Source organism: Paenibacillus auburnensis, assembly GCF_927798115.1.
Taxonomy (GTDB): domain Bacteria; phylum Bacillota; class Bacilli; order Paenibacillales; family Paenibacillaceae; genus Paenibacillus_AQ; species Paenibacillus_AQ auburnensis.
Genome location: NZ_CAKMMG010000012.1, coordinates 96,201 through 115,720 on the forward strand (window position 1 = coordinate 96,201; position 19,520 = coordinate 115,720).

12 protein-coding genes and 2 pseudogenes are annotated in these 19,520 nt (G+C 38.3%); 2 read left to right on the forward strand and 12 right to left on the reverse strand.

Annotated elements, in window-relative coordinates:
- Position 1: 1 nt before the first annotated feature.
- The 7 genes from L6H70_RS26045 to L6H70_RS26075 form a co-directional block, all read right to left on the reverse strand.
- On the reverse strand, positions 2-2,041 hold the full coding sequence (locus L6H70_RS26045; protein ID WP_236337127.1) for an AAA family ATPase: 2,040 nt from the start codon (positions 2,039-2,041) through the stop codon (positions 2-4).
- Positions 2,022-2,180, reverse strand: coding sequence for a hypothetical protein (locus L6H70_RS26050; RefSeq protein WP_236337128.1), 159 nt, complete (start codon positions 2,178-2,180; stop codon positions 2,022-2,024). The genes L6H70_RS26045 and L6H70_RS26050 overlap by 20 nt, the downstream gene beginning before the upstream one ends.
- A complete protein-coding gene (locus tag L6H70_RS26055) occupies positions 2,180-4,387 on the reverse strand; it encodes a DEAD/DEAH box helicase family protein (RefSeq protein WP_236337130.1) in 2,208 nt (735 codons plus the stop codon). Before L6H70_RS26055 ends, L6H70_RS26050 begins: the two co-directional genes overlap by 1 nt.
- 208 nt (positions 4,388-4,595) lie before the next feature.
- Complete coding sequence (locus tag L6H70_RS26060) at positions 4,596-5,474, reverse strand: hypothetical protein (protein WP_236337132.1); 879 nt, start codon at positions 5,472-5,474, stop codon at positions 4,596-4,598.
- Between the two features lie 4 nt (positions 5,475-5,478).
- Positions 5,479-8,955, reverse strand: a complete 3,477-nt coding sequence (locus tag L6H70_RS26065) for a hypothetical protein (protein WP_236337134.1) — start codon at positions 8,953-8,955, stop codon at positions 5,479-5,481.
- A gap of 10 nt (positions 8,956-8,965) precedes the next feature.
- Positions 8,966-9,844: a DUF4007 family protein gene (locus L6H70_RS26070; protein ID WP_236337136.1), complete on the reverse strand. Its 879-nt coding sequence runs from the start codon at positions 9,842-9,844 to the stop codon at positions 8,966-8,968.
- Positions 9,845-10,042: 198 nt separating this feature from the next.
- Positions 10,043-10,792, reverse strand: coding sequence for a hypothetical protein (locus L6H70_RS26075; protein WP_236337138.1), 750 nt, complete (start codon positions 10,790-10,792; stop codon positions 10,043-10,045).
- A gap of 132 nt (positions 10,793-10,924) precedes the next feature.
- On the opposite strand from L6H70_RS26075, the gene L6H70_RS26080 reads away from it, so the two are divergent.
- Complete coding sequence (locus L6H70_RS26080) at positions 10,925-11,275, forward strand: helix-turn-helix domain-containing protein (RefSeq protein WP_236337141.1); 351 nt, start codon at positions 10,925-10,927, stop codon at positions 11,273-11,275.
- A 294-nt stretch (positions 11,276-11,569) separates the two neighbouring features.
- On the opposite strand, the pseudogene L6H70_RS26085 reads toward L6H70_RS26080, so the two are convergent.
- Together L6H70_RS26085 and L6H70_RS28955 are read right to left on the reverse strand one after the other, a co-directional pair.
- Positions 11,570-12,153: pseudogene (locus L6H70_RS26085) on the reverse strand (SF0329 family protein).
- A 179-nt stretch (positions 12,154-12,332) separates the two neighbouring features.
- Positions 12,333-13,303, reverse strand: a pseudogene (locus L6H70_RS28955) (tRNA dihydrouridine synthase).
- 282 nt (positions 13,304-13,585) lie between these two features.
- Here L6H70_RS28955 and L6H70_RS26095 point away from each other — a divergent pair.
- Positions 13,586-17,116, forward strand: a complete 3,531-nt coding sequence (locus tag L6H70_RS26095; protein WP_236337142.1) for an S-layer homology domain-containing protein — start codon at positions 13,586-13,588, stop codon at positions 17,114-17,116.
- 74 nt (positions 17,117-17,190) lie between these two features.
- Here L6H70_RS26095 and L6H70_RS26100 read toward each other — a convergent pair whose 3' ends face one another.
- From L6H70_RS26100 to L6H70_RS26110, 3 genes are all read right to left on the reverse strand, one after another.
- On the reverse strand, positions 17,191-17,817 hold the full coding sequence (locus tag L6H70_RS26100; protein WP_236337143.1) for a type 1 glutamine amidotransferase family protein: 627 nt from the start codon (positions 17,815-17,817) through the stop codon (positions 17,191-17,193).
- 71 nt (positions 17,818-17,888) lie between these two features.
- Positions 17,889-18,851, reverse strand: coding sequence for a helix-turn-helix transcriptional regulator (locus tag L6H70_RS26105; protein WP_236337144.1), 963 nt, complete (start codon positions 18,849-18,851; stop codon positions 17,889-17,891).
- A gap of 46 nt (positions 18,852-18,897) precedes the next feature.
- Positions 18,898-19,464 carry an SF0329 family protein gene (locus L6H70_RS26110; RefSeq protein WP_236337145.1) on the reverse strand — a complete coding sequence of 189 codons (567 nt, stop codon included), beginning with the start codon at positions 19,462-19,464 and terminating at the stop codon, positions 18,898-18,900.
- Between the last annotated feature and the right edge of the window lie 56 nt (positions 19,465-19,520).

Consider the following 19,520-nt stretch of genomic DNA (forward strand, 5'->3'; position numbering starts at 1 on the left):
TTCACTCTACACCTACCTTTAATCGGTCAATTTCTTTTTCTTGTATTTTCGTTACAAACTGATTTTCAGTCCCATCGGAATTTCTTTCCAGCTCGATATGATATTCTTTACCAATAACACCCATATCTTCGAAAATGCTTTTTGCTGTATTGAAATTATCGTCTTTGACAAGAATAATAAGTTGTTCAGCATATGCTGGTAACACCTGTGAAACCTTTTCTATATAGTCTGTGTCCATTACAGAATATGGGGCGTCAATAATTAGTGGATAAGGCTCATTACCATAATTTATTTCTTCATTCATCTTTTTTTCTCTTACTAATTTTGTTATTCCACAGACAAAAGAAAACGCAGACACTGTTGATAACCCTTGGCCCTTTGAATTATCTTTTACTAATTGTCCATGACTTTCAGTGTAAAGTTCGAAATCAAATTTTTCATTAATTTTTATTTTACCGTTTCCTCTATTTATTGTTGCATATACTTTTTGTACTTCTTTTTGCAACTCATCTCTAACCTTATCTTTCTCTTTATCGTAGCTTTGCTTAAGGTGATTTAACACCTCTTTGGCAACCTCTCTATATCTAATTATTTTTTTGTTTTGCTCGCTCCTATTAGAAAGCTCCTCTAGCTTTTCCTGTAATTCCAGCTGCGATTGTAACTGAAACTTCTTCGCTGTGTTCAATTCAGTTAGTCTGTCATTTAATTCTTTTAATTCCTGTTTAATTGCCTGATACTGCTCTTCAGCTTCCTTTACTTTCTCTTCAGACGATTCTTGAATATCTCGGCTAATTGCATCTAACTTTACTTTGATATCATGAATATCTGAATCAACTTCTAAATAATCTCCATACATTTGTTGTATCTCAGACTTAGTATCTTCATTTGTTCTAGCAATTCCACGAACAACGTCTAAATATCGTTTTGTTGTTGTTCCAATGGATTCAGGAGGATAATACTTTTTATTACTTTCGAGTTTATTATAAATACTATCTTTTTCTAAAAATGTCGTTCCACAGATACACTCTTTTTTGTCAAGAATATAATTAATTGTCAGTGAAGTCACATCCGGTGCTGCCTCTTCTAATTCAGAAGAATCTGCAACAAATGATATCGATTTATCGAACAATTTTTGTAAAAGTAAGTAAGGGAGATTCCCCGAAAATTTTCGTAATAATTGTTTTTTCTCTTTTTCTTTTCTATCAATTAAACCGTTCAATTCTAACTCCAATCGATTTCTATCGAGTTGCTTTTCTTTTATGTGTTTATTTTGTTCAAGAAATTCCGATAATTTAATTTTGTCCAGTTCCTTTTGTGATTGTAAAGATGTGCTTTCCTCTATTTGCTCATCTAGTTGATCTATCTCGGCATTTATTTCATTTATTTCATTATTTGTATTTTCCATTTCACTATCATTACTATTGTCAAACTTTTTATTTAAACACAATAATACACCACCAGTATTATTCTTGCCTCCGAGATGTGATATTGCTTCCTCTAAAACATCCAAGCCTAAAATAGTACGGATATCCTTCTCTAACTCTTCCTTCTGAATTGCATTATTTGTCCCCAGATGTAGCATTCTTTCACCGTCAAAAATAAAGAATCTCGAAAGCGACCTTGGTAGAATATCATTTATATCTTTGCCGCTTACATCAATCAGTACATTGTTATTGTCATATGTTAAAATTGTCAATTCTGAGTCATCTTCAATTAATCGTGTATTTGTTTTTTGATAATTCTTTTCACGTCGAATAATATATAATTCAGATCGATGAATAATTTCTAACGTAACGGCAACCTTTATACTAGATCCCTCACGCATGGATAATTTAATACTTTTGTTTAGAATTTCTTTTGGCTCATTCAGGTTCGTAACTCCGTATAGACACCAAATAATACTTTGAGCTAAAGTTGTCTTTCCCCCATTATTTTTCGCTAGACAAAGTGTTAAATTCTTAGTTTCATCAGTTGAAAATTCAATTGTTTGCTCACCAAGGTACTGCCTAAAGTTTTCAAGTCTAATTTTTTGTATTTTCATGTTTATCCACCTCCGTAATTATTACTTTTTCAATTTCAGCAATTATTTCATCCTTTGTCTTAGGAAAGCCATTATTAATATTTCTTTTTTCAATTTCCAAAACCATTTTAATAATGTTTATTTTCAATTGTTCACTCATCATTCTTCTACAGTCTCCAATTCATATGAACTATTTAGTTCAATAATTATTTTTTCCACTTCTGATTTATTTGAGCATGTGTCGTAAAAATCTATTATCCTTTCAAGTTCTGATTTCACTAGCGTCTTTCCAATCTTATAATCACTTTCAGTAAGCTCTCTTGAGTCTTCAATAAAAAAGGGGAGAGAGATGAAATCATAGATATACGCTTTTTCTTTCCTATAGCCTAATCTCTCATATTTTCTGAGGACACGACCTCTCCTTTGGATATATTGCTTTTGATCCTTAGAGCTTGCCAGGATAAAGGCCCTTTCGATGGAAGGGATATTAACGCCTTCATCAAGACATTTAATTGCAACAACAGTACCAATTGTTCCATTAGCAAATTGTGTTTTTATCATTTTTCTTTGATCAATATCTTCTTCTGCTGTAAACCGAGTTGCAATTATATCATTTTTTATTAGTGTACTTACTACCCAGTCAACTTGCCGGTACTCCTCAGTCACAACCTCTATTTCCTCAGGCAACTCCTCTAGAGAAATCTTAGCTGCCCCGCAGTAAATCAAGTTATTTTTTGTACTTTTAATCAAAGGCAGAAATTCCTTCAACCTCTCTAACTTATTTACTGATTTAGATATTAATAACGATCGCTCGTTAGCTGCAAGCTTTGCAGACATGCTTAAAGATGGAACTCCGTTATTATCTGATGTTCCTCTTGCAATATCAATTGTAATTTGTTTATATTCAATAAATTCATCTTCATTTAAAAATGTAAGAATCGGATAGTATTCATATTCAACAAGACATTTTTTATTGAATATTGCATCTTTTATATCTATTTCGTAAACTACTTTTTCGAAATATTGGATAATCTGACTCGTTCCTTCTTCATCATACTTTCTTTGGAACGTAGCAGATAATGCTAATCTATACTTGTAATTATCAAGTAGCCCCCTCTGTCCAGATCCTGATCCAATGTTATGAGCTTCATCTACTATAAATAATACCTCACCTTTCAAGTTTCTCAGTATTTCTCTTACTTCTTCTTTGGCATAAGTTGCATTCGTTGTAATGAAACAACTGAATCTATTTCTATTATTTAAGTTAAAAAGTGTCACTTGATTTCTTAATGTTGTTTTCCAAGTTCTTTGCTTAGACTTTGAATATCCGATGATCGGTAATATATTAAATTTCTCTAGATCTTCCACCCACTGCTCAACCAAGTGTTGAAATGGGCATACTATAATTACAAACAAACTATTGGTTTCGTTATACAGTTTAACTAACGAAAATAGTGCTGTAATTGTTTTTCCCGTCCCTGTTGCCATGGAGTAAATGCCTTTATAGTTATTGTTTTTCCAGTTTTTTTGAGCTTCCCATTGATAATCTCTAATCTGTATATCGCTCGGTATATAAGGAATATTAGTCTCTCCTGGCGGAGGACTTGTGTTTTTTAGAAAATCATTATTCAATTCTCTGACTCCTCTCTCTATAACATTTCTTAATGTAACTATTTTATCCTCAGGGAAAATTTCATCTTTTTTGTATTTTAAAATTTCATCCTTTATTCCGTCTGGCAAATTTATGACATAAAGATCTTCATCATTATTATTCCACATTTTATTGAATCTAACTTCCTTGGCAATAATCTTTCTTTTATCGGTTTCAGCTTGCCAAGAAAAATTAAGTTCGAATGACTCGTGATTTATTAGCAATCCACTTGGTGTATCATTATTTGAGCCAATCATCGAGATCTGATTTCCGTCAGAGTCAGTTAACACTCCCCACTTTTCATGAAAGATACCCTTTATTCTTGCATTTTTAAATACTGCAATTTTAATATCCAGCCTATTTGCTGCAATTAAATGAGCTACATAATTTGCTCTTTCACGTGCTTCTTCCGAAATCGGATCTAAAATAGTCTCGCGCAATTTCTCTTCAATGAGTTTTCTCAATTCATATCCTGCTTCTATTTTCAATATATCTTCGACGGTTAAGTCTGGCGATGTTATAACATTCATTTTTCCATCGTTGTTAATTAATGACGTCATACCTTGTGATATCTCAACAAGGAAATCGGCTTTAAAAAATCCGGCAGCGCGATTAAAGTCTTTTGTTTTATTCAGCACAGGTAAGTAATACTCCCTTAATAAATCCATTTTATGGCTTATATACTCATCGTAATAGACTAAATCTTTAAAGCTCATGTCATCACACAACCTCTAAATTAGAATTACTAATATATTCGCCGTTTTACACTTTGTTCCTTCATTTTTCTATTTTCAATTGTTTCTAATGCAAAAACATTAAATTACTTACAATGAGCTATAGGTATTTTTAAAAGTATCCAATAAATCTACTAATCTTTAAAATAAAAAATCGCTGGAGGTTATCCAGCGATCTGTAAACATTAATTCATGAAAATGAACAAACACAAGGAATATCTGCATCCGCCTTAAACAAGAATTTTTCAAACCCCTCAGTTTCCATAACTTTACGGAACTCTTTCATAGTATAGGAACCACCATTCTTTTTAAGAATTGATACATCCTTCTTAAAACTTGTTCTGAACCGCTCTTCCATTTCCTCTTGTTCCCTATATCTTTCTGGCCAAATTGCATATAATAGCGCATAGTGTTGGAAACCACCTCGTACGCATCTACCAGCACAATTGGCATGAGAAAACCCTTTAATACCATATTTTAATGCTAATTTGGCATTCTCATTATTTTCCTTCTCCGCTAATTGTTCTGCAATATTGTACATTCGCGGCAGCTCAATTCCCCATTCATCTTGAATGATTCCTTTAGCATCAAGATCTTCTCTAAATAAATCAATCAGCGGAAATCGCGTTTCAATAGCTTCTAGTGGAAAGTGTTCATAGAACTCTTTTAAATTCTCAGCACGATGGCTCTCATGAGGGCCAATTCCAAAGTAAAGAATTGGTTCTAAATTCTTTTGATCTCTTAATTCATCCTCTAAAAAGAGTATAGTTTGTCTCACTTTAAGTTCCTCTGAACACTTAGCTAAACGCGCATTACCAAGAAATCTCTCATCATAGAAAACTTCTTCTGGGGTTCTTCCATCAAGCCTTTCTGTGATTTCCAAACCAATATGATTAGAAACTTCCTCCATAAACCGATAATTATCTTCATCTTCCCATAAAGTATTTGTAAAAAATAAAATACAATTTTCTTTGCCATAGGTTTGCACCATATGATTAGCCACAAAGGCACTTCCAGCCCCGCCACTGAACATAGCTACATGCACAACTTTTTTTTCTTGGGTATCCATATTATCACTCCGGTTTCACTACGTAATTTTCAAACAATTGATAAATTAGATATTCAAGTTCTTGCCGAGGCACATTTTTGCCTGCGATATTTACCATCCTTTCTAAATTTGAATAGATAGTTTCCGACTTAACAGACAGATCAACCTTGCTTATTAACTTCCTGCTATTGTTTATTTGAATAGAAACTACATTTAAGTTACTTTGTTTAATTTCTCGCTCAGTTAATGTTAGTTCTTCTAGGTCGTGACTCAGCTGTGTAAAAAACAAGTCATAAGTGGTATCAGACCAATCTTCTACTTTAACTCCGACGTATTTTTCAGAGAATTGTTCAATCCATATTTCTTCGTTTTCATTTGAGAGAGAGTTGTAGATTCTTTCCGGCAACTTATTAATTAAATAAGATCCTTTAGACCGCTGTATTTCTACCCAATTCTTTATGTCTATAAAATTACTAACACCTAGAACTTGCAACATTTTTTTAGCTAACTCTTTCTTCAACAATTTAGTAAATTCCTCAGCATATTGCTTGATAGCTAATAACCTATCTGTGTTATGTTGATATAGTACTAACAGCTTGGCAATTGATTGTTGTGGATCTACCTCAGACCTTTTTATTAGATCTCTATATTCCTTAAACTCTTCATCCACGTTAACTGAAGTTTGCGCAATTCTAGGAAGAGACCTAAACCATTTTAATAAAGTTCCACAGATAAAAATCAATCTAGACTGGTTGCTTAATCGCGTCTCTAAAGAATCAATAAAATATTTCTCAATAATATTAAAAAATTCAACATAATTATCATTTATGTGTTCATAAGCGTATTGATAGTTCTCCGCACCTGTCTCCACTATTATTTCGAATAGTTTGGCACCATTAATACCTGGGACAAACATATCGTTGCGATACAACATAAACTCATTCCAACGATCCCTAATCAAGGCAACAAAAAGAATAGGAATCAACGGTTTTCTAATACCAAAGGGTGGAGCTATAAACAGCTTAGTAATATCTTTAAAATTACCCGTCGGATTACTTTCCAATACTTCAATCAATTTTGATCTAAGCGCAGAAAAAGATCCATTAATTATGTTTGAGTAGTCCAAATTATTGACATTCATATCAAAACTATCATTATTTTTAAAGATGGCAGCAAATAAGGCATAATCCGGTCCGTTTCCTGTGACTCCAAAATGTGGTTTACGTGGATCATCGATTATTTTATCAATTAACTGTATTGCTGCATTTCTCTGAACTCCCGAAACTACATTCCTATTAAAGGTGTCATTCAAGATTACAGGTGTACAACTATACAACTCATAACATTTTTCTGACAGTATTTCAGTCAGCTCAAATTCAGATGTAATAGTTACTCCGTTTCCAGAAATATACCATTTTCTCCCTTCGTTGAAAGAAGCTATATCTGATAGATATAAAGAAATTCTATATTTTGTTTCATTGATAAGTACCTCTAACTCTTCTTTAATACCTTTATCCTCAGAGAGTAAAGTCTTGTTTTTTCTTAATAAATCCAATCCTATATAATTGTAAACCTCAGTCGAAACCTCAGATACAGGTTTAGGATGTAAAAAGAATAGTTCTCTATCGGATCCTATGCTTAATTCTTGCAGGATAAAGTCTAATGATTCATACATTTCTTGGTCATTCGCCAAAACATAGTACATGATTAGATCGTAAGCCTGCTGCTCTCGATTCCACTTGCCTTCTATAATATCTCGTCCGTATACAATTCTTACTGCAGAGAAGCGCGTCATTCCCTTATCATCATTGTAGCGTTCCGGAAAGTAGAATTTTTTTGCTAGATTATTGTGAAGGACTTCTATTTCTTTTGCTGAATCTATTTTTAACAATTGCTTTTCATGATCTAATTTTTCTTGCAAATCAACCGAGTTTCCAGCAAATAATTCCCAATAATCATTTACTCGGTTAAATCGAATCACCTTATGTTTGCTTAATAGTTGTAGAATCTCTGACAACTCATCTTTACTAATTTGCGTTGCAAATTCTAAGAATTCTGTATTTAGTTTTTGCTCATTTTGTACTGCGCACAAATTCCAAAGGGTAATAATCTTAACTAAATTCATTGCTGAATTCTTGTTTAAGAATCCTTCTGGTAGGCGAGCCATTGCTTTTTTATAGAGAAGGATATGTTCAGAAAAATCATCATTACCGACATCATAAGAGTCAGGAAAGAAAAAATTAAATAACTGGTGAGCTAAATAATAATCATTAGTTTTATTAATATGATTTAACAAACCACCAGTTTCTTGACTTTCTAGGAAAGTAAACAGTGTTCTCTCATTCTGTCCAAACACTCGGGTCAGGTTTGGTAGTAAAAAGATCGCTACAGGATGAAGCGGAAACATACCTCTAACAACCAATTCATCGCGCTCTGTTTGATTGATACTTGGAAAGAGAGGGTACTTCCTCAACATTTCCCTTGTACTATTAAATTCTGCAGTACTTATAATGGGCTTTTGATTAATATTTTCTGTTAATATGATTTCAGCGATCCTTAAAAATGTAACTTGATCACTTTTCACCAAATATTGATTAAATCGCTTCTCAATACGTTGGAATTCCTTTGCAACATCATCATTAGAGGAACTGAAATAGTAGCGTAGACTCTTGTGAGTGATTAGTAACATGTGTATTGAACTCATTCTGTTTGAAAGCTCAGCAAGGTCTTGAATGTCTTGCATTGCTTCATTAAATTTTGCAGGATTCAAACCTTGTAAAAATCTTGCGAATTCATCGTAAATGATAAATACGCCCAGATTATTATCTTGAAGAACATTTGCTAAATACTCCATTTGTGATAGAAAGCTATAATCGTAGTCGATATCAAAAGTAGCACCAGCAGTAAGAAATGGGTAGATCGTTGAGAAATATTTTATTTCTGCTTCATTTTGCTTTTTTATCTCTTCAATCCAATTATTGGGATTTCTTCCGTCTTGCTTCAACTTAAGGCAAAACTTTTGATAAGTATCGGGAAATTCCTGATTCCACGTCTCTACTGACTTTATAATCTTAGTTGACAATCCAGGCAGTACGACGTCAATCCCTTTTTCTTTAAGTTTTTTTAATATCCCGGATAATATTGAATGTCTAAATCTCCCTTCATTACCACTCAGTAGAATCGGTAAATAAGGTATTGGTAAGTTACTAATATCTTTTATTTTTGAGGCAATTTGTTCATCAACTTGTTCAAACTTTCCGGCTAATGAATCAATGTCATAAGGACTAGCCATTTTTGAAACTATGCTTCCAACTACATTTGCTAACAGTGATTTCCCCGTGCCATAAGGCCCAACAATAATGTGTGCTCTGTTAGTGTCAGTAGTAAACCCATTAATTATCCCTTTCATTGCCTCGGCATGGGATGGTGTGGGAATGTAACGTGTTATCAACTCAGCATTACCCAAGTCGAATTTTATGTTAATGCTAGACTTAAAAGCCATTTCTAATAGGTCATCCTTTCAAAAGCTCGCTCTTAATATATTCAACTGACGAAATCATTGGTAGTTTAATATAATCTAAATTATTTGTTCTAACATACTCAATTGGGTACTTTTCGTGGTTAGTAAGAATATTTAACGCTTCGACTACTTTATTTCGAGAAAGATTAAATATTTTCCCCCATAAGTTATCACCGTTTACAATCTCATCTACACTGATAAGCCTATCCTCTGGAATAGCATCTGAATTAAGAAGGATATAATAAAGAGATATTATTCCAATTGCATTAGGCTCCGGGATAATTTTCTTGATTGTGTCGAAGCCTTCACCTGAGCGTTCACTCTTCATCAAGGTTAGCTTGGAAAACGGGGAAAACATACCATCCTCCGGATCGTTATCATCGGGTGCCTTAGTGTAAAATTGAATTAAGCAATCTATGTCTCGTTTTAAAGAATTCTCTGATATTTCCTTCACTTCATTTTGGCTAACCCAAGTCACAAAAGAACTAAATAAATCAGGCTTACTGACAGACGTTTCTCTATACCGATTAAAATACCAATCAAATACAGTGGAGTAGTCATTTCTATTCATAACTAAATGATAGTGAAGTATAGCCAATGTTTCATTTTTTTGCAAAAGTCGATCATTCTGAAACAAAATCTCACCTAACTCCGTGAGAGTGTGTATTCGTTGACCCTCTACTGTCTTTTCTTCGAGAACGTCAAAAGCAAATAACCAATATTTTAAAGATTCAAGCATATTCTTTCCTAATCCAACCGTCTCAAATGCATATTCATTAAAGAAAAATCTTTTATTTTGTTTTACTGCCTTCAATCCTTTACTGAACCACTTATCTCTTATATAAAAACTTTGATGTCTAGCATAAGCCATATTATGTAGCTCTTCCTTTCTTAAATAATTACTCCTGGAGAATAGTCTCCAGGAGTAATTATACACTATTAAATTGAAGATGGACAGAACTTTAAAGGAACCTATGTTCTACATTCATTGAAATGATATACTTTTATACATCATTAAAGCAGCCGCACCCACCAATGTCTGTTAGATCTATTGTTTTTGAAATGTTATTCATTTCTTTTTTTGTATTTCCTCTCTGAATTCTTTTAAGCTTAAATAGTTTATTTGTTTATCTATTGTTCTTCTTATGAAAGGAACTCTTTTACCAATGACTAAGAATAGTTCTTCTTGTTTTGCTTCATGATAGGCATATCGTTCAGGCATTTGATTAAGTAAATTAAAAAAATGCCCTTGACCACCTTTTACACAAAATCCTCCACAATTATTATGTGAAAAACCCATATCATATAAACGTGGTCTTCTGATCCCATATTTTTCTACCCAAACACACATATCTTCTTTAGATAAGTAGGGTTCATCTATTAGCGGGAACTCGACACGATATGGTTTCCAATAATCCATACACTTTCTTGCGCGGTGTTCTTCAGTCCAATCAATCCCAAGATATAATATAACTTCATCGGGAGAAAATCTCTTTTCAAGCCAACTTCTCGCAGCTTCTCTCTTTAGTATTCTGCTACACGGGTCGTGTCTTGTATTCCCCATATATCTTGCTTCTTCAAAGACTTGCCATATATGTTTGCCCACAGATATCCATTCCAATCCCCCACCGATATAACTCCAACTTTCATTTAAAAACCGGTATAAATCTTGATCTTCCCCCCGATGAGGATGCCTATCATTTTTCTTTTTAGTATCAGTAAATAAATTGATGATATCTCCATTACCGTATTTTTGCATTACTCGCATTCCTGCCGCCCAACTTCCAATCCCTCCAGATAAGAATACTATCCTCTTCAATCCAAGACCTCCAATCAAAAAATAAGTTAACTAGGTGTTAACATGAATTATAAGTTAACCATTAGTTTATTTCAACATTTTCATGTTAACCTTTCGTTAACTTTAGGGTAAAATATTTTTGAGGTGGGTTGTATGTTAATATCTGAAAGAATCAAAAATTTAAGGATTCAAAATGGTCTGACACAATCACAGCTAGGGGATGCTATTGGAGTTACAAAAGTATCAGTATCTGGTTATGAATCAGGAAAGAGAGTGCCCGATTTAAGCACTCTAGTACGAATTGCTGACATTTTCGAGGTCTCTGTGGATTTTTTACTTGGAAGGGAGGAGAAAGCATATCTTGAAGATTTACTAAAAGATGAGCGTCCACCTTATATTTTCTTTGGTCAAAATAAATTGGAGGAAATAACAACTGAAGAGGCACAGCGGTTAAAGGAAGAATTAGAAATGTATCGTCTTTATAAATTAAAGCGCAAAAAATAATCTTTTGTTATTCACCATCTAAAATGAATTAAATTAAACAGAAGGGAGCCGTTAAGAATCATTTAAGATTCTAGGCTCCTTCTGTTTATATATAATCTCCAACCAACAAAACAACACTCTTCACTTGTATAGAGTGTTCAGGGGGAATATCCTTGACACGAGCCCCACAATAAATTAAAGGCCGACGACCTATTTCAAATAGGGTCTTCAGTTTAATAATTATCACTACCCTATCCATTTTGTCGGCTGCCCCCTTACCCATCTATGATCATCCACAGGTAAGAATCATCCGCTTCACAACCCACCCCGCCGCAGCTCATAAAACCACCCCACAACCGGATGCTTCAACTCCATCTTCTCAGCCATACCCTCGATCCACTTTTTCCCAACCCTTCTATCCACCAAAGGCAGAACATTAAACAGAATGTCCCCGTTCTCCATACTCTCCTCTATAGGCGTAGTTAAGAACTTATTAGCTACCACGATAAAATTCGACTTCGTTAATGCAGCCTGTGCTGACAAAAGCTCTTTTGCATGCTCTGTACTTTTTCTGCTTCTGGCCATTACGATTAGGCGATCCTCCGGCACTGGTCCCTTAGTAGCTTTTCTGACCGCTTCAATGTCGTCCTTGCTGATAGGAATCTGGATATCCGGGTCATTCTTAATCTCCAGCTCCGTTTGATACCATCTGATAGGGTTTGTTTATCGCTCATATTGAGCACGTTCTTTTTATCTACCGAAATAAAACAGATCCCTGATTTATCAGGTAGATAACAGTAACCCGGTGCGCGGTATTCTACCCTTCCCTGTAACGCTGGGCTAAGAAGGCCCTCCAGCTGCTGCTTCAGTTCGCTCCAGGTCATGTGATCCCCCTCCATAATAAATACCCCCACAAATAGGGGCTTTAGCTTCGAAGATGACTCAGGTGCTTTGAGGGGACCTCAAACGTATTTAAAAACAGAGGAACGGCCTGCTGGCTCCGGCTTGTTCCCCTCTCCATTCAGCCGATCCCCAATATTTTTGCATCTTTTTCCTATTTTAACTGTCCAGCTCAATCTTAAGTTTTCGCTACGCCATGCTCCTTGTTTCTAAATGCATCGCGCAGCGCACGCACTTCACTTGTGGACTTGGTGTTCATTAAAGGTATTTCTTAATTCACTTGCCCCGTGGAATCCGCGGACATAGATTTTGAAAAATCGCTGAAGTGGGCTGAACGAACGTGGTGCCTGTCCTGAGTATTTATCATAGAGGTCCAGATGCAGCCGCAGCAGATCCAGCAATTCTCTACTACTGTGTTTCTTCGGCTCCTGCTCAAAAGCAAACGGATTCTGAAAAACACCCCGCACAATCATAATTCCATCCACACCGTACTGCTCAGCGAGCCTTAGGCCGGTCTGACGGTCAGGGATATCCCCGTTAGCTTCTTGATCTCCGGGATCAGCTCCCAGTGGGCATCTACTTTTCTCATTTCCTCTCGTGTGCGCAGATGAATGAACAGATTCACAATGTCTTGCTGCAAAATATGGGTTAACCAGCCGCGCCACTCGTCGATGTAAGTGAAACCGAGTCTTGTTTTTACACTGACGGAGAGTTCCCCGGCTTTGGCTGCCTAGATGATCTCCGCTGCGAGTTCAGGACGGCAGATCAGGCCGCTTCCCTTCCCGTTCTCTGCTACATTCGCTACAGGACAGACAACCCATATTAATATCGATGCCTTTGAAGCCTTCCTTCGCCATTCGGATGCTCATCTGACGGAAGTATTCCGGCTTGTCTCCCCAGATATGCGCTACAATCGGCTGTTCATCTAAAAGTCAAACGGCCGCGGACAGCATGGTGCCCCTCCGGGTGACAATAGCTCTCTGTATTCGCAAACTCCGTAAAAAACACATCCGGTCTGCCCGCTTTACTTACGACATGGCGAAAAACAACATCCGTCACATCCTCCATGGGCGCCAGTATGAAAAAAGGGTGTGAAGTATCATAACCCCAAGACAAGCATACGCAACCCGCCTCTCCACCTGTAATCATAGAATAATTTATTGATTAGCTTCCTGCCCCCCTGTCGTAAACAGTTGTGGATTGCCAACAGTTTATAAGGCATCACTTCGTGTATATAAAAAGCGTGGCGTTGTCTATAACAAAGATCATATCAGTTGACTATTTCTTTTCAAAGTATAGTAGAATATACATGTTACGAGCGGAGATAAAACAAAGGATTAAGTTCATTAATTGTCGTAGGAGTGATGCTAGGGCAAAAAGCCATAGAGTTAGATATCCATCTGATTAATTACTTAATTTAAGGAGAAATTCATGAAGAAAAATTTAAAAGCAAGATCAATATCTATCCTATCTACGGTTGCTGTACTCAGCACCCTAGTACCACAAGCATATGCAGCGGAATCATTCACCGATATCTCAAACAGCTATGCCAAAGATGCCATTCTTGAGCTAGTCGAAAAAGGAATTATCAATGGTACAGGTAACGGTAAATTCAATCCGGCAGGCAATATCCAACGACAAGATTTTGCTATCATATTGGCAAAGACTCTCAATCTGGATCTTAGCAATCCTCCAAAGTCACCTTCCTTCACAGACGTCCCGGCAAGCAATTATGCCTTTTCAGCTGTAGAGGCTGCTGTTAAAGCTGGCCTGTTTAAAGGTATGGGAAATAGAATGTTTGGTAACAATCAGAACCTCAGCCGTGAACAAATGGCTGTGATTTTTGTGAACGCTCTAGGTATTGACAGTGCCGGAAAAGGACAGAACTTAAAATTTTCTGATGCTGATTCCATTGCCAGTTGGGCTAAGGATGCCGTTGGTGCTGCCGTTGAATTAGGACTCATGAAGGGAAATCCCGATGGCACCTTCAACCCGGTTAATGTAGCAAGCCGTCAGGATGTAGCTATTGTCGCTTCTAAGTTCATAACAGAAAAGACTAAGATTGATGAACAAAATCCCACACCACCTGTAACGCCAACACCAACAGCTACACCAACACCTACACCAACATCAACACCAACACCTACACCAGCACCTACATATACACCTACACAACCCCCAGAAGTTCCTCAAAATACAATAGATCAAGCAGCAGCCAACCAGGTGAAAAGCCAAATTGCAGCCTTGCCTGCAAAAGCAGAAATCACACTGGCAAACAAAACAGCTGTAGTTAAAGCGCGTACTGATTTCGATGCTTTAACACCCACCCAGAAAACTCTGGTAGGGGATATTTCCAAACTGACGGATGCAGAGGTAGCTATTGTTGCGCTGGAAACTCAAGCCGCACTAGACCTTGCAACAGCCAACCAGGTGAAAAGCCAAATTGCCGCCTTACCTGCTAAAGCAGAAATCACCCTGGCCCACAAAACAGCTGTAGTGAAAGCACGTACTGATTTTGACGCTTTAACACCCGCCCAGAAAATTCTGGTAGGAGATATTTCCAGACTGACGGATGCAGAGGCAGCTATTATTGCGCTGGAAACTCAAGCGGCACTAGACCTTGCAGCAGCTAACCTGGTGAAAGACCAAATTGCTGCCTTGCCTGTAAAAGCAGAAATCACCCTGGCCAACAAAACAGCTGTGGTTAAAGCACGTACTGATTTTGATGCGTTAACACCAGCCCAGAAAACTCTGGTAGGAGATATTTCCAGATTAACGGATGCAGAGGCGACTATTGTTGCGCTGGAAACTCAAGCGGCACTAGACCTTGAAGCAGCCAACCAGGTGAAAGGCCAAATTGCTGCCTTGCCTGTAAAAGCAGAAATCACCCTGGACAACAAAACAGCTGTAGTTAAAGCGCGTACTGATTTCGATGCTTTAACACCCGCCCAGAAAACTCTGGTAGGAGATATTTCCAGACTGACAGATGCAGAATCGGCTATTGTTGCGCTGGAAACTCAAGCGGCACTAGACCTTGCAGCAGCCAACCAGGTGAAAAGCCAAATTGCCGCCTTGCCTGCAAAAGCAGAAATCACCCTGGCTAACAAAACCGCTGTAGTTAAAGCGCGTACTGATTTTGATGCTTTAACTACAGCCCAGAAAACTCTGGTAGGAGATATTTCCAGACTGACAGATGCAGAATCGGCTATTGTTGCGCTGGAAACTCAAGCGGCACTAGACCTTGCAGCAGCAAACCAGGTAAAAGACCTAATTGCCACCTTGCCTGCAAAAGCAGAAATCACCCTGGCCAACAAAACCGCTGTAGTGAAAGCACGTACTGATTTTGATGCTTTAACACCCGCCCAGAAAACTCTGGTAGGGGATATTTCCAGATTAACGGATGCAGAGACAGCTATTGTTGCGCTGGAAACTCAAGCGACACTAGACCTTGAAGCAGCCAACCAGGTGAAAAGCCAAATTGCTGCCTTGCCTGTAAAAGCAGAAATCACCCTGGACAACAAAACCGTTGTAGTGAAAGCACGTACTGATTTTGATGCTTTAACACCCGCCCAGAAAACTCTGGTAGGAGATATTTCCAGATTAACGGATGCAGAATCGGCTATTGTTGCGCTGGAAACTCAAGCGGCACTAGACCTTGAAGCAGCCAACCAGGTGAAAAGCCAAATCGCTGCCTTGCCTGTAAAAGCAGAAATCACCCTGGACAACAAAACAGCTGTAGCGAAAGCACGTACTGATTTCGATGCTTTAACACCCGCCCAGAAAACTCTGGTAGGTGATATCTCCAGATTAACGGATGCAGAGTCGGCTATTGTTGCGCTGGAAGCTCAAGCGGCACTAGACCTTGAAGCAGCCAGCCAGGTAAAAGACCAAATTGCCGCCTTGCCTGCAAAAGCAGAAATCACCCTGGCCAACCAAACCGCTGTAGTTAAGGCACGTATGGATTTTAATCACTTAACACCAGCACAGAAGACGCTGGTAGGGGATATTTCCAGATTAACGGATGCAGAGTCGGCTATTGTTGCGCTGGAATTCGTAGCAACAGCTAAAGAGAATTTAAAGGTAATATACAACGGAACAGATGACCAAGTCACATTGCCAAGCATTCAAGATGGCGCCGCTGTTACCTGGGCATTAAAAGATTCTATGCAATCTTCAATTGTAGATATTTCTACGGGGAATGTTACTCGTGCAGGGTTAGCAGCTGATACTGACGTAGTGCTCATAGCGACAATTATCTCAGCAACCTTTTCTGATACAAAAGAAATTACGATCCATGTTCAAGCCGAGAATAATGAACCACAGACTATTACAAGTAAAGCTATAACAAATTTCGACTTCTCAGTCACCTATGCTACTCAAGCTAGGAAAGAAAGCAAAAAGATAACCTCAACCAATTTCCAAAGTAATCCGAAACATTTCACTATTAGTGATGGAACCATTACCATACCCGTTGACCTAACCTGGAATATACCGTTGAATGGATTTACTTCAGGACAGGTAGTAGGCTCAGCGATAGATAGTTTTATCCAAGACTACTGTAATGCACATGGGATAAACTTAGGGGAGCGGACATTAGCTGGAATTGGAAATAATGACACGTTCTTTATATCCACCTTTAAGACTGGATCAGATGCTTCTGTTACATTAGGTGGGAATGACTGGGCCTATTTCTTTGATAATAACTATTTCACCGGCACAGACGAAGATCATACCAAGAACCGTACGTTTACAGTTAGTGACGGCACAAACACAGCCACTATTTTGCTAGAACGGAAATATTACAATATGGACGGCTTGGTTAATGCTCTAAATAAACAACTAACTTCAGTGTCAGCGACAGCAATAAAAGTAAATGAGACACAATTCAAACTTGTCGCAAACTCTGCAGCGATAAATTTAACCATTGCTGGCACAGATAAAAGTCAGTTCTTCGAAAATTAGAGGTCCCGCAATTATTGTACGGCGCAGATTTAAGTTCTGCGCCTTTTTTTCATTTGGCGATATCATTTAACCCTTCATTGGATGGAATTCATCAACTCATAGAAATATTTGGGTTCATGACTCTTATTCAGGCTATACCAGGCATCTAATGTTTGTGAAGACAACACACCCATAGCTTTCAAGACTTGAACAGAAAATTCCAACGGAGCTATTCCAGATGCAGTGATTAGTGTTCCATCAGTTACAGCAGGCTCCATTTTGAAATACGTTTCACCTGTGTAAGCGGGACAGATCATTTTTAGATATTCCAGATCATTGCTTGTATGTAGACGTGAATTCAGCAATCCTGCCTGGGCAAGGCCCATTGTAGCACCACAAATCGCTGCAACCAATGTACCTTCCAGTAAGCACCTCTCTACGATTGTTAAGATGGGCTCATGAATGGCTTCTGTCCATGTCTCTCCACCGGGTAAAATCAATGCATCTGTGCTTTCAATTCTGCACTCATCCAGTTTGATGTCAGGCAGTATTGTAAGTCCGCCCATTGTAGTTACAGGTGTCTTATCAATTCCCACGGTAACTATTTTTGATGGGGCCAGCCCCTTTTTATAGTATCTTCCCGTGTTCAGTTCGGCTGTTAAGTAACCTATTTCCCAGTCTGCCATTGTGTCAAAGACATACAGATATACCGTATTATTCATTGCTAACTCCTCCTTCAGTGATTACCTCCATAATAAAACAGCTCCACTGACATCCGCTGTCAGTGAAGCTGTTAAAGCTGATAATATTCCATTAACTCCGACGCAGTAGCAACAAGCCTTTCTTTTAAACTCTGCGGCTCTATTACTCGAATCGATTTTCCATAAGGTAGAAGAAAATTAGGGACATACCTGTGAATGGACTCCGCCTCAAGGTAAAATATGGCCTGACCAGCTGTCCGCTCTTTCAGATAATGCCCCAGAAACCAGTGCATACACAGGTCGTCCAAAGCATCCGCAGTGCCTTCTATCCTTAAGGAAATTATTCCTTCCTCACCTGCTACATCAGGCAGCAGATTCTGCAGGAAGCATTCACGGGCCGAAAAAGCTTCGGAACGCTTAAACGTCAGCGGCGTACGCTTGATTGTTAGAATCCGGTCTGCCCGAAAGCTGCGGATCTCATTTCTCAAGTGGCAAAATGCAACTGTGTACCACCTGTTATTCCAGTAGACCATTCCATACGGGTCAATTACCCTGCTCTTGGGATGTTCTTCACGGCTTGTGCGGTACTCCATTTCTACAGAGTATTCATTGGCTACAGCCTGCTCCAATTCCGCCAGTACCGGCTGAATCGAAGGATCTCCCATACGGTTTATAACTTCAAATCCGGCTAAATGGCGGCTAAGGGTATTTTCCTGCTCCTGATTCGAATACATTTTTAATTTTGATACCGCATTGTCCAATGCCTCACTCATAGGGGATCCGGCCTCTTTAGCAAAAAGAGCCGCATGAAGGAGCGCTTTCTTTTCTTCCATATCAAATAGCAGAGGTGCTCTGATCGTATTACTGAGCAAGCTATACCCGCCGTTATGACCAGAATCGGAGATGATAGGCACTCCGCTGGCACATAGTGCATCGATATACCGGTACACTGTCCGTATATTAATTTCGAGCTTCTCAGCGATCTGCTTCGCAGTTATTTTCACGCCGGAGTTCAGCATCCATAGGATGGCCAGCATATTATCTTTTTTCGGCATCACATAAGCCCTCATTTGTTATGAAATCTGCTAGAAATAGTTCACCTTACGTCCCCCGCCGCAGTTCATAAAAATACCGCACAACCGGATGCTTCAGCTCCATCTTCTGAGCCATGCCCAAAATCCGCTTTTTCCCCACTCGTTTGTCCACCAAAGCCAGAACATTCATCAGGATATCATCGCTCTCCAGGCTTTCCTCTATAGGTGTAGTCAGAAACTTGTTAGCTTGGGCGTTAAAATTCGATTTGCATAATGCAGCCTGCGCTGACATAAGCACTTTGGCATGCCCTGTGCTTTTTCGGCTTCTGGCCATTACGATAAGACGATCCTCCGGCACCGGCCCCTTGGTACCTGCTCTGACCGCTTCAATGTCGTCACGGGTGATGGGAATTCGAATGTCTGGATCATTCTTGATTTCTAGCTCAGTCTGATACCATCTGATAGGGTTCGTTTTATCACTCATGTTAAGTATGTTCTTTTTATCTACCGAGATATAACAAATCCCTGATTTATCAGGTAGATAACGGTAACCCGGTGCGCGGTATTCTACCCTTCCATGTAACGCAGGACTGAGAAAGCCCTCCAGTTGTTGCTTCAGTTTGCTCCAGGACATGTAATCCCCCTTTATATAAAACAGCGGACAGGCTTGCTTTCGGCAATCCCAACGCT

Bases quoted from the DNA above. Each gene is read 5' to 3' on its own strand.
- L6H70_RS26110 (WP_236337145.1), bottom strand. From the start codon at position 19,464: ATGTCCTGGAGCAAACTGAAGCAACAACTGGAGGGCTTTCTCAGTCCT.
- L6H70_RS26045 (WP_236337127.1), bottom strand. From the start codon at position 2,041: ATGAAAATACAAAAAATTAGACTTGAAAACTTTAGGCAGTACCTTGGT.
- L6H70_RS26095 (WP_236337142.1), top strand. From the start codon at position 13,586: ATGAAGAAAAATTTAAAAGCAAGATCAATATCTATCCTATCTACGGTT.
- L6H70_RS26105 (WP_236337144.1), bottom strand. From the start codon at position 18,851: ATGCCGAAAAAAGATAATATGCTGGCCATCCTATGGATGCTGAACTCC.
- L6H70_RS26070 (WP_236337136.1), bottom strand. From the start codon at position 9,844: ATGGCTTATGCTAGACATCAAAGTTTTTATATAAGAGATAAGTGGTTC.
- L6H70_RS26055 (WP_236337130.1), bottom strand. From the start codon at position 4,387: ATGAGCTTTAAAGATTTAGTCTATTACGATGAGTATATAAGCCATAAA.
- L6H70_RS26060 (WP_236337132.1), bottom strand. From the start codon at position 5,474: ATGGATACCCAAGAAAAAAAAGTTGTGCATGTAGCTATGTTCAGTGGC.
- L6H70_RS26080 (WP_236337141.1), top strand. From the start codon at position 10,925: ATGTTAATATCTGAAAGAATCAAAAATTTAAGGATTCAAAATGGTCTG.
- L6H70_RS26050 (WP_236337128.1), bottom strand. From the start codon at position 2,180: ATGAGTGAACAATTGAAAATAAACATTATTAAAATGGTTTTGGAAATT.
- L6H70_RS26100 (WP_236337143.1), bottom strand. From the start codon at position 17,817: ATGAATAATACGGTATATCTGTATGTCTTTGACACAATGGCAGACTGG.
- L6H70_RS26065 (WP_236337134.1), bottom strand. From the start codon at position 8,955: ATGGCTTTTAAGTCTAGCATTAACATAAAATTCGACTTGGGTAATGCT.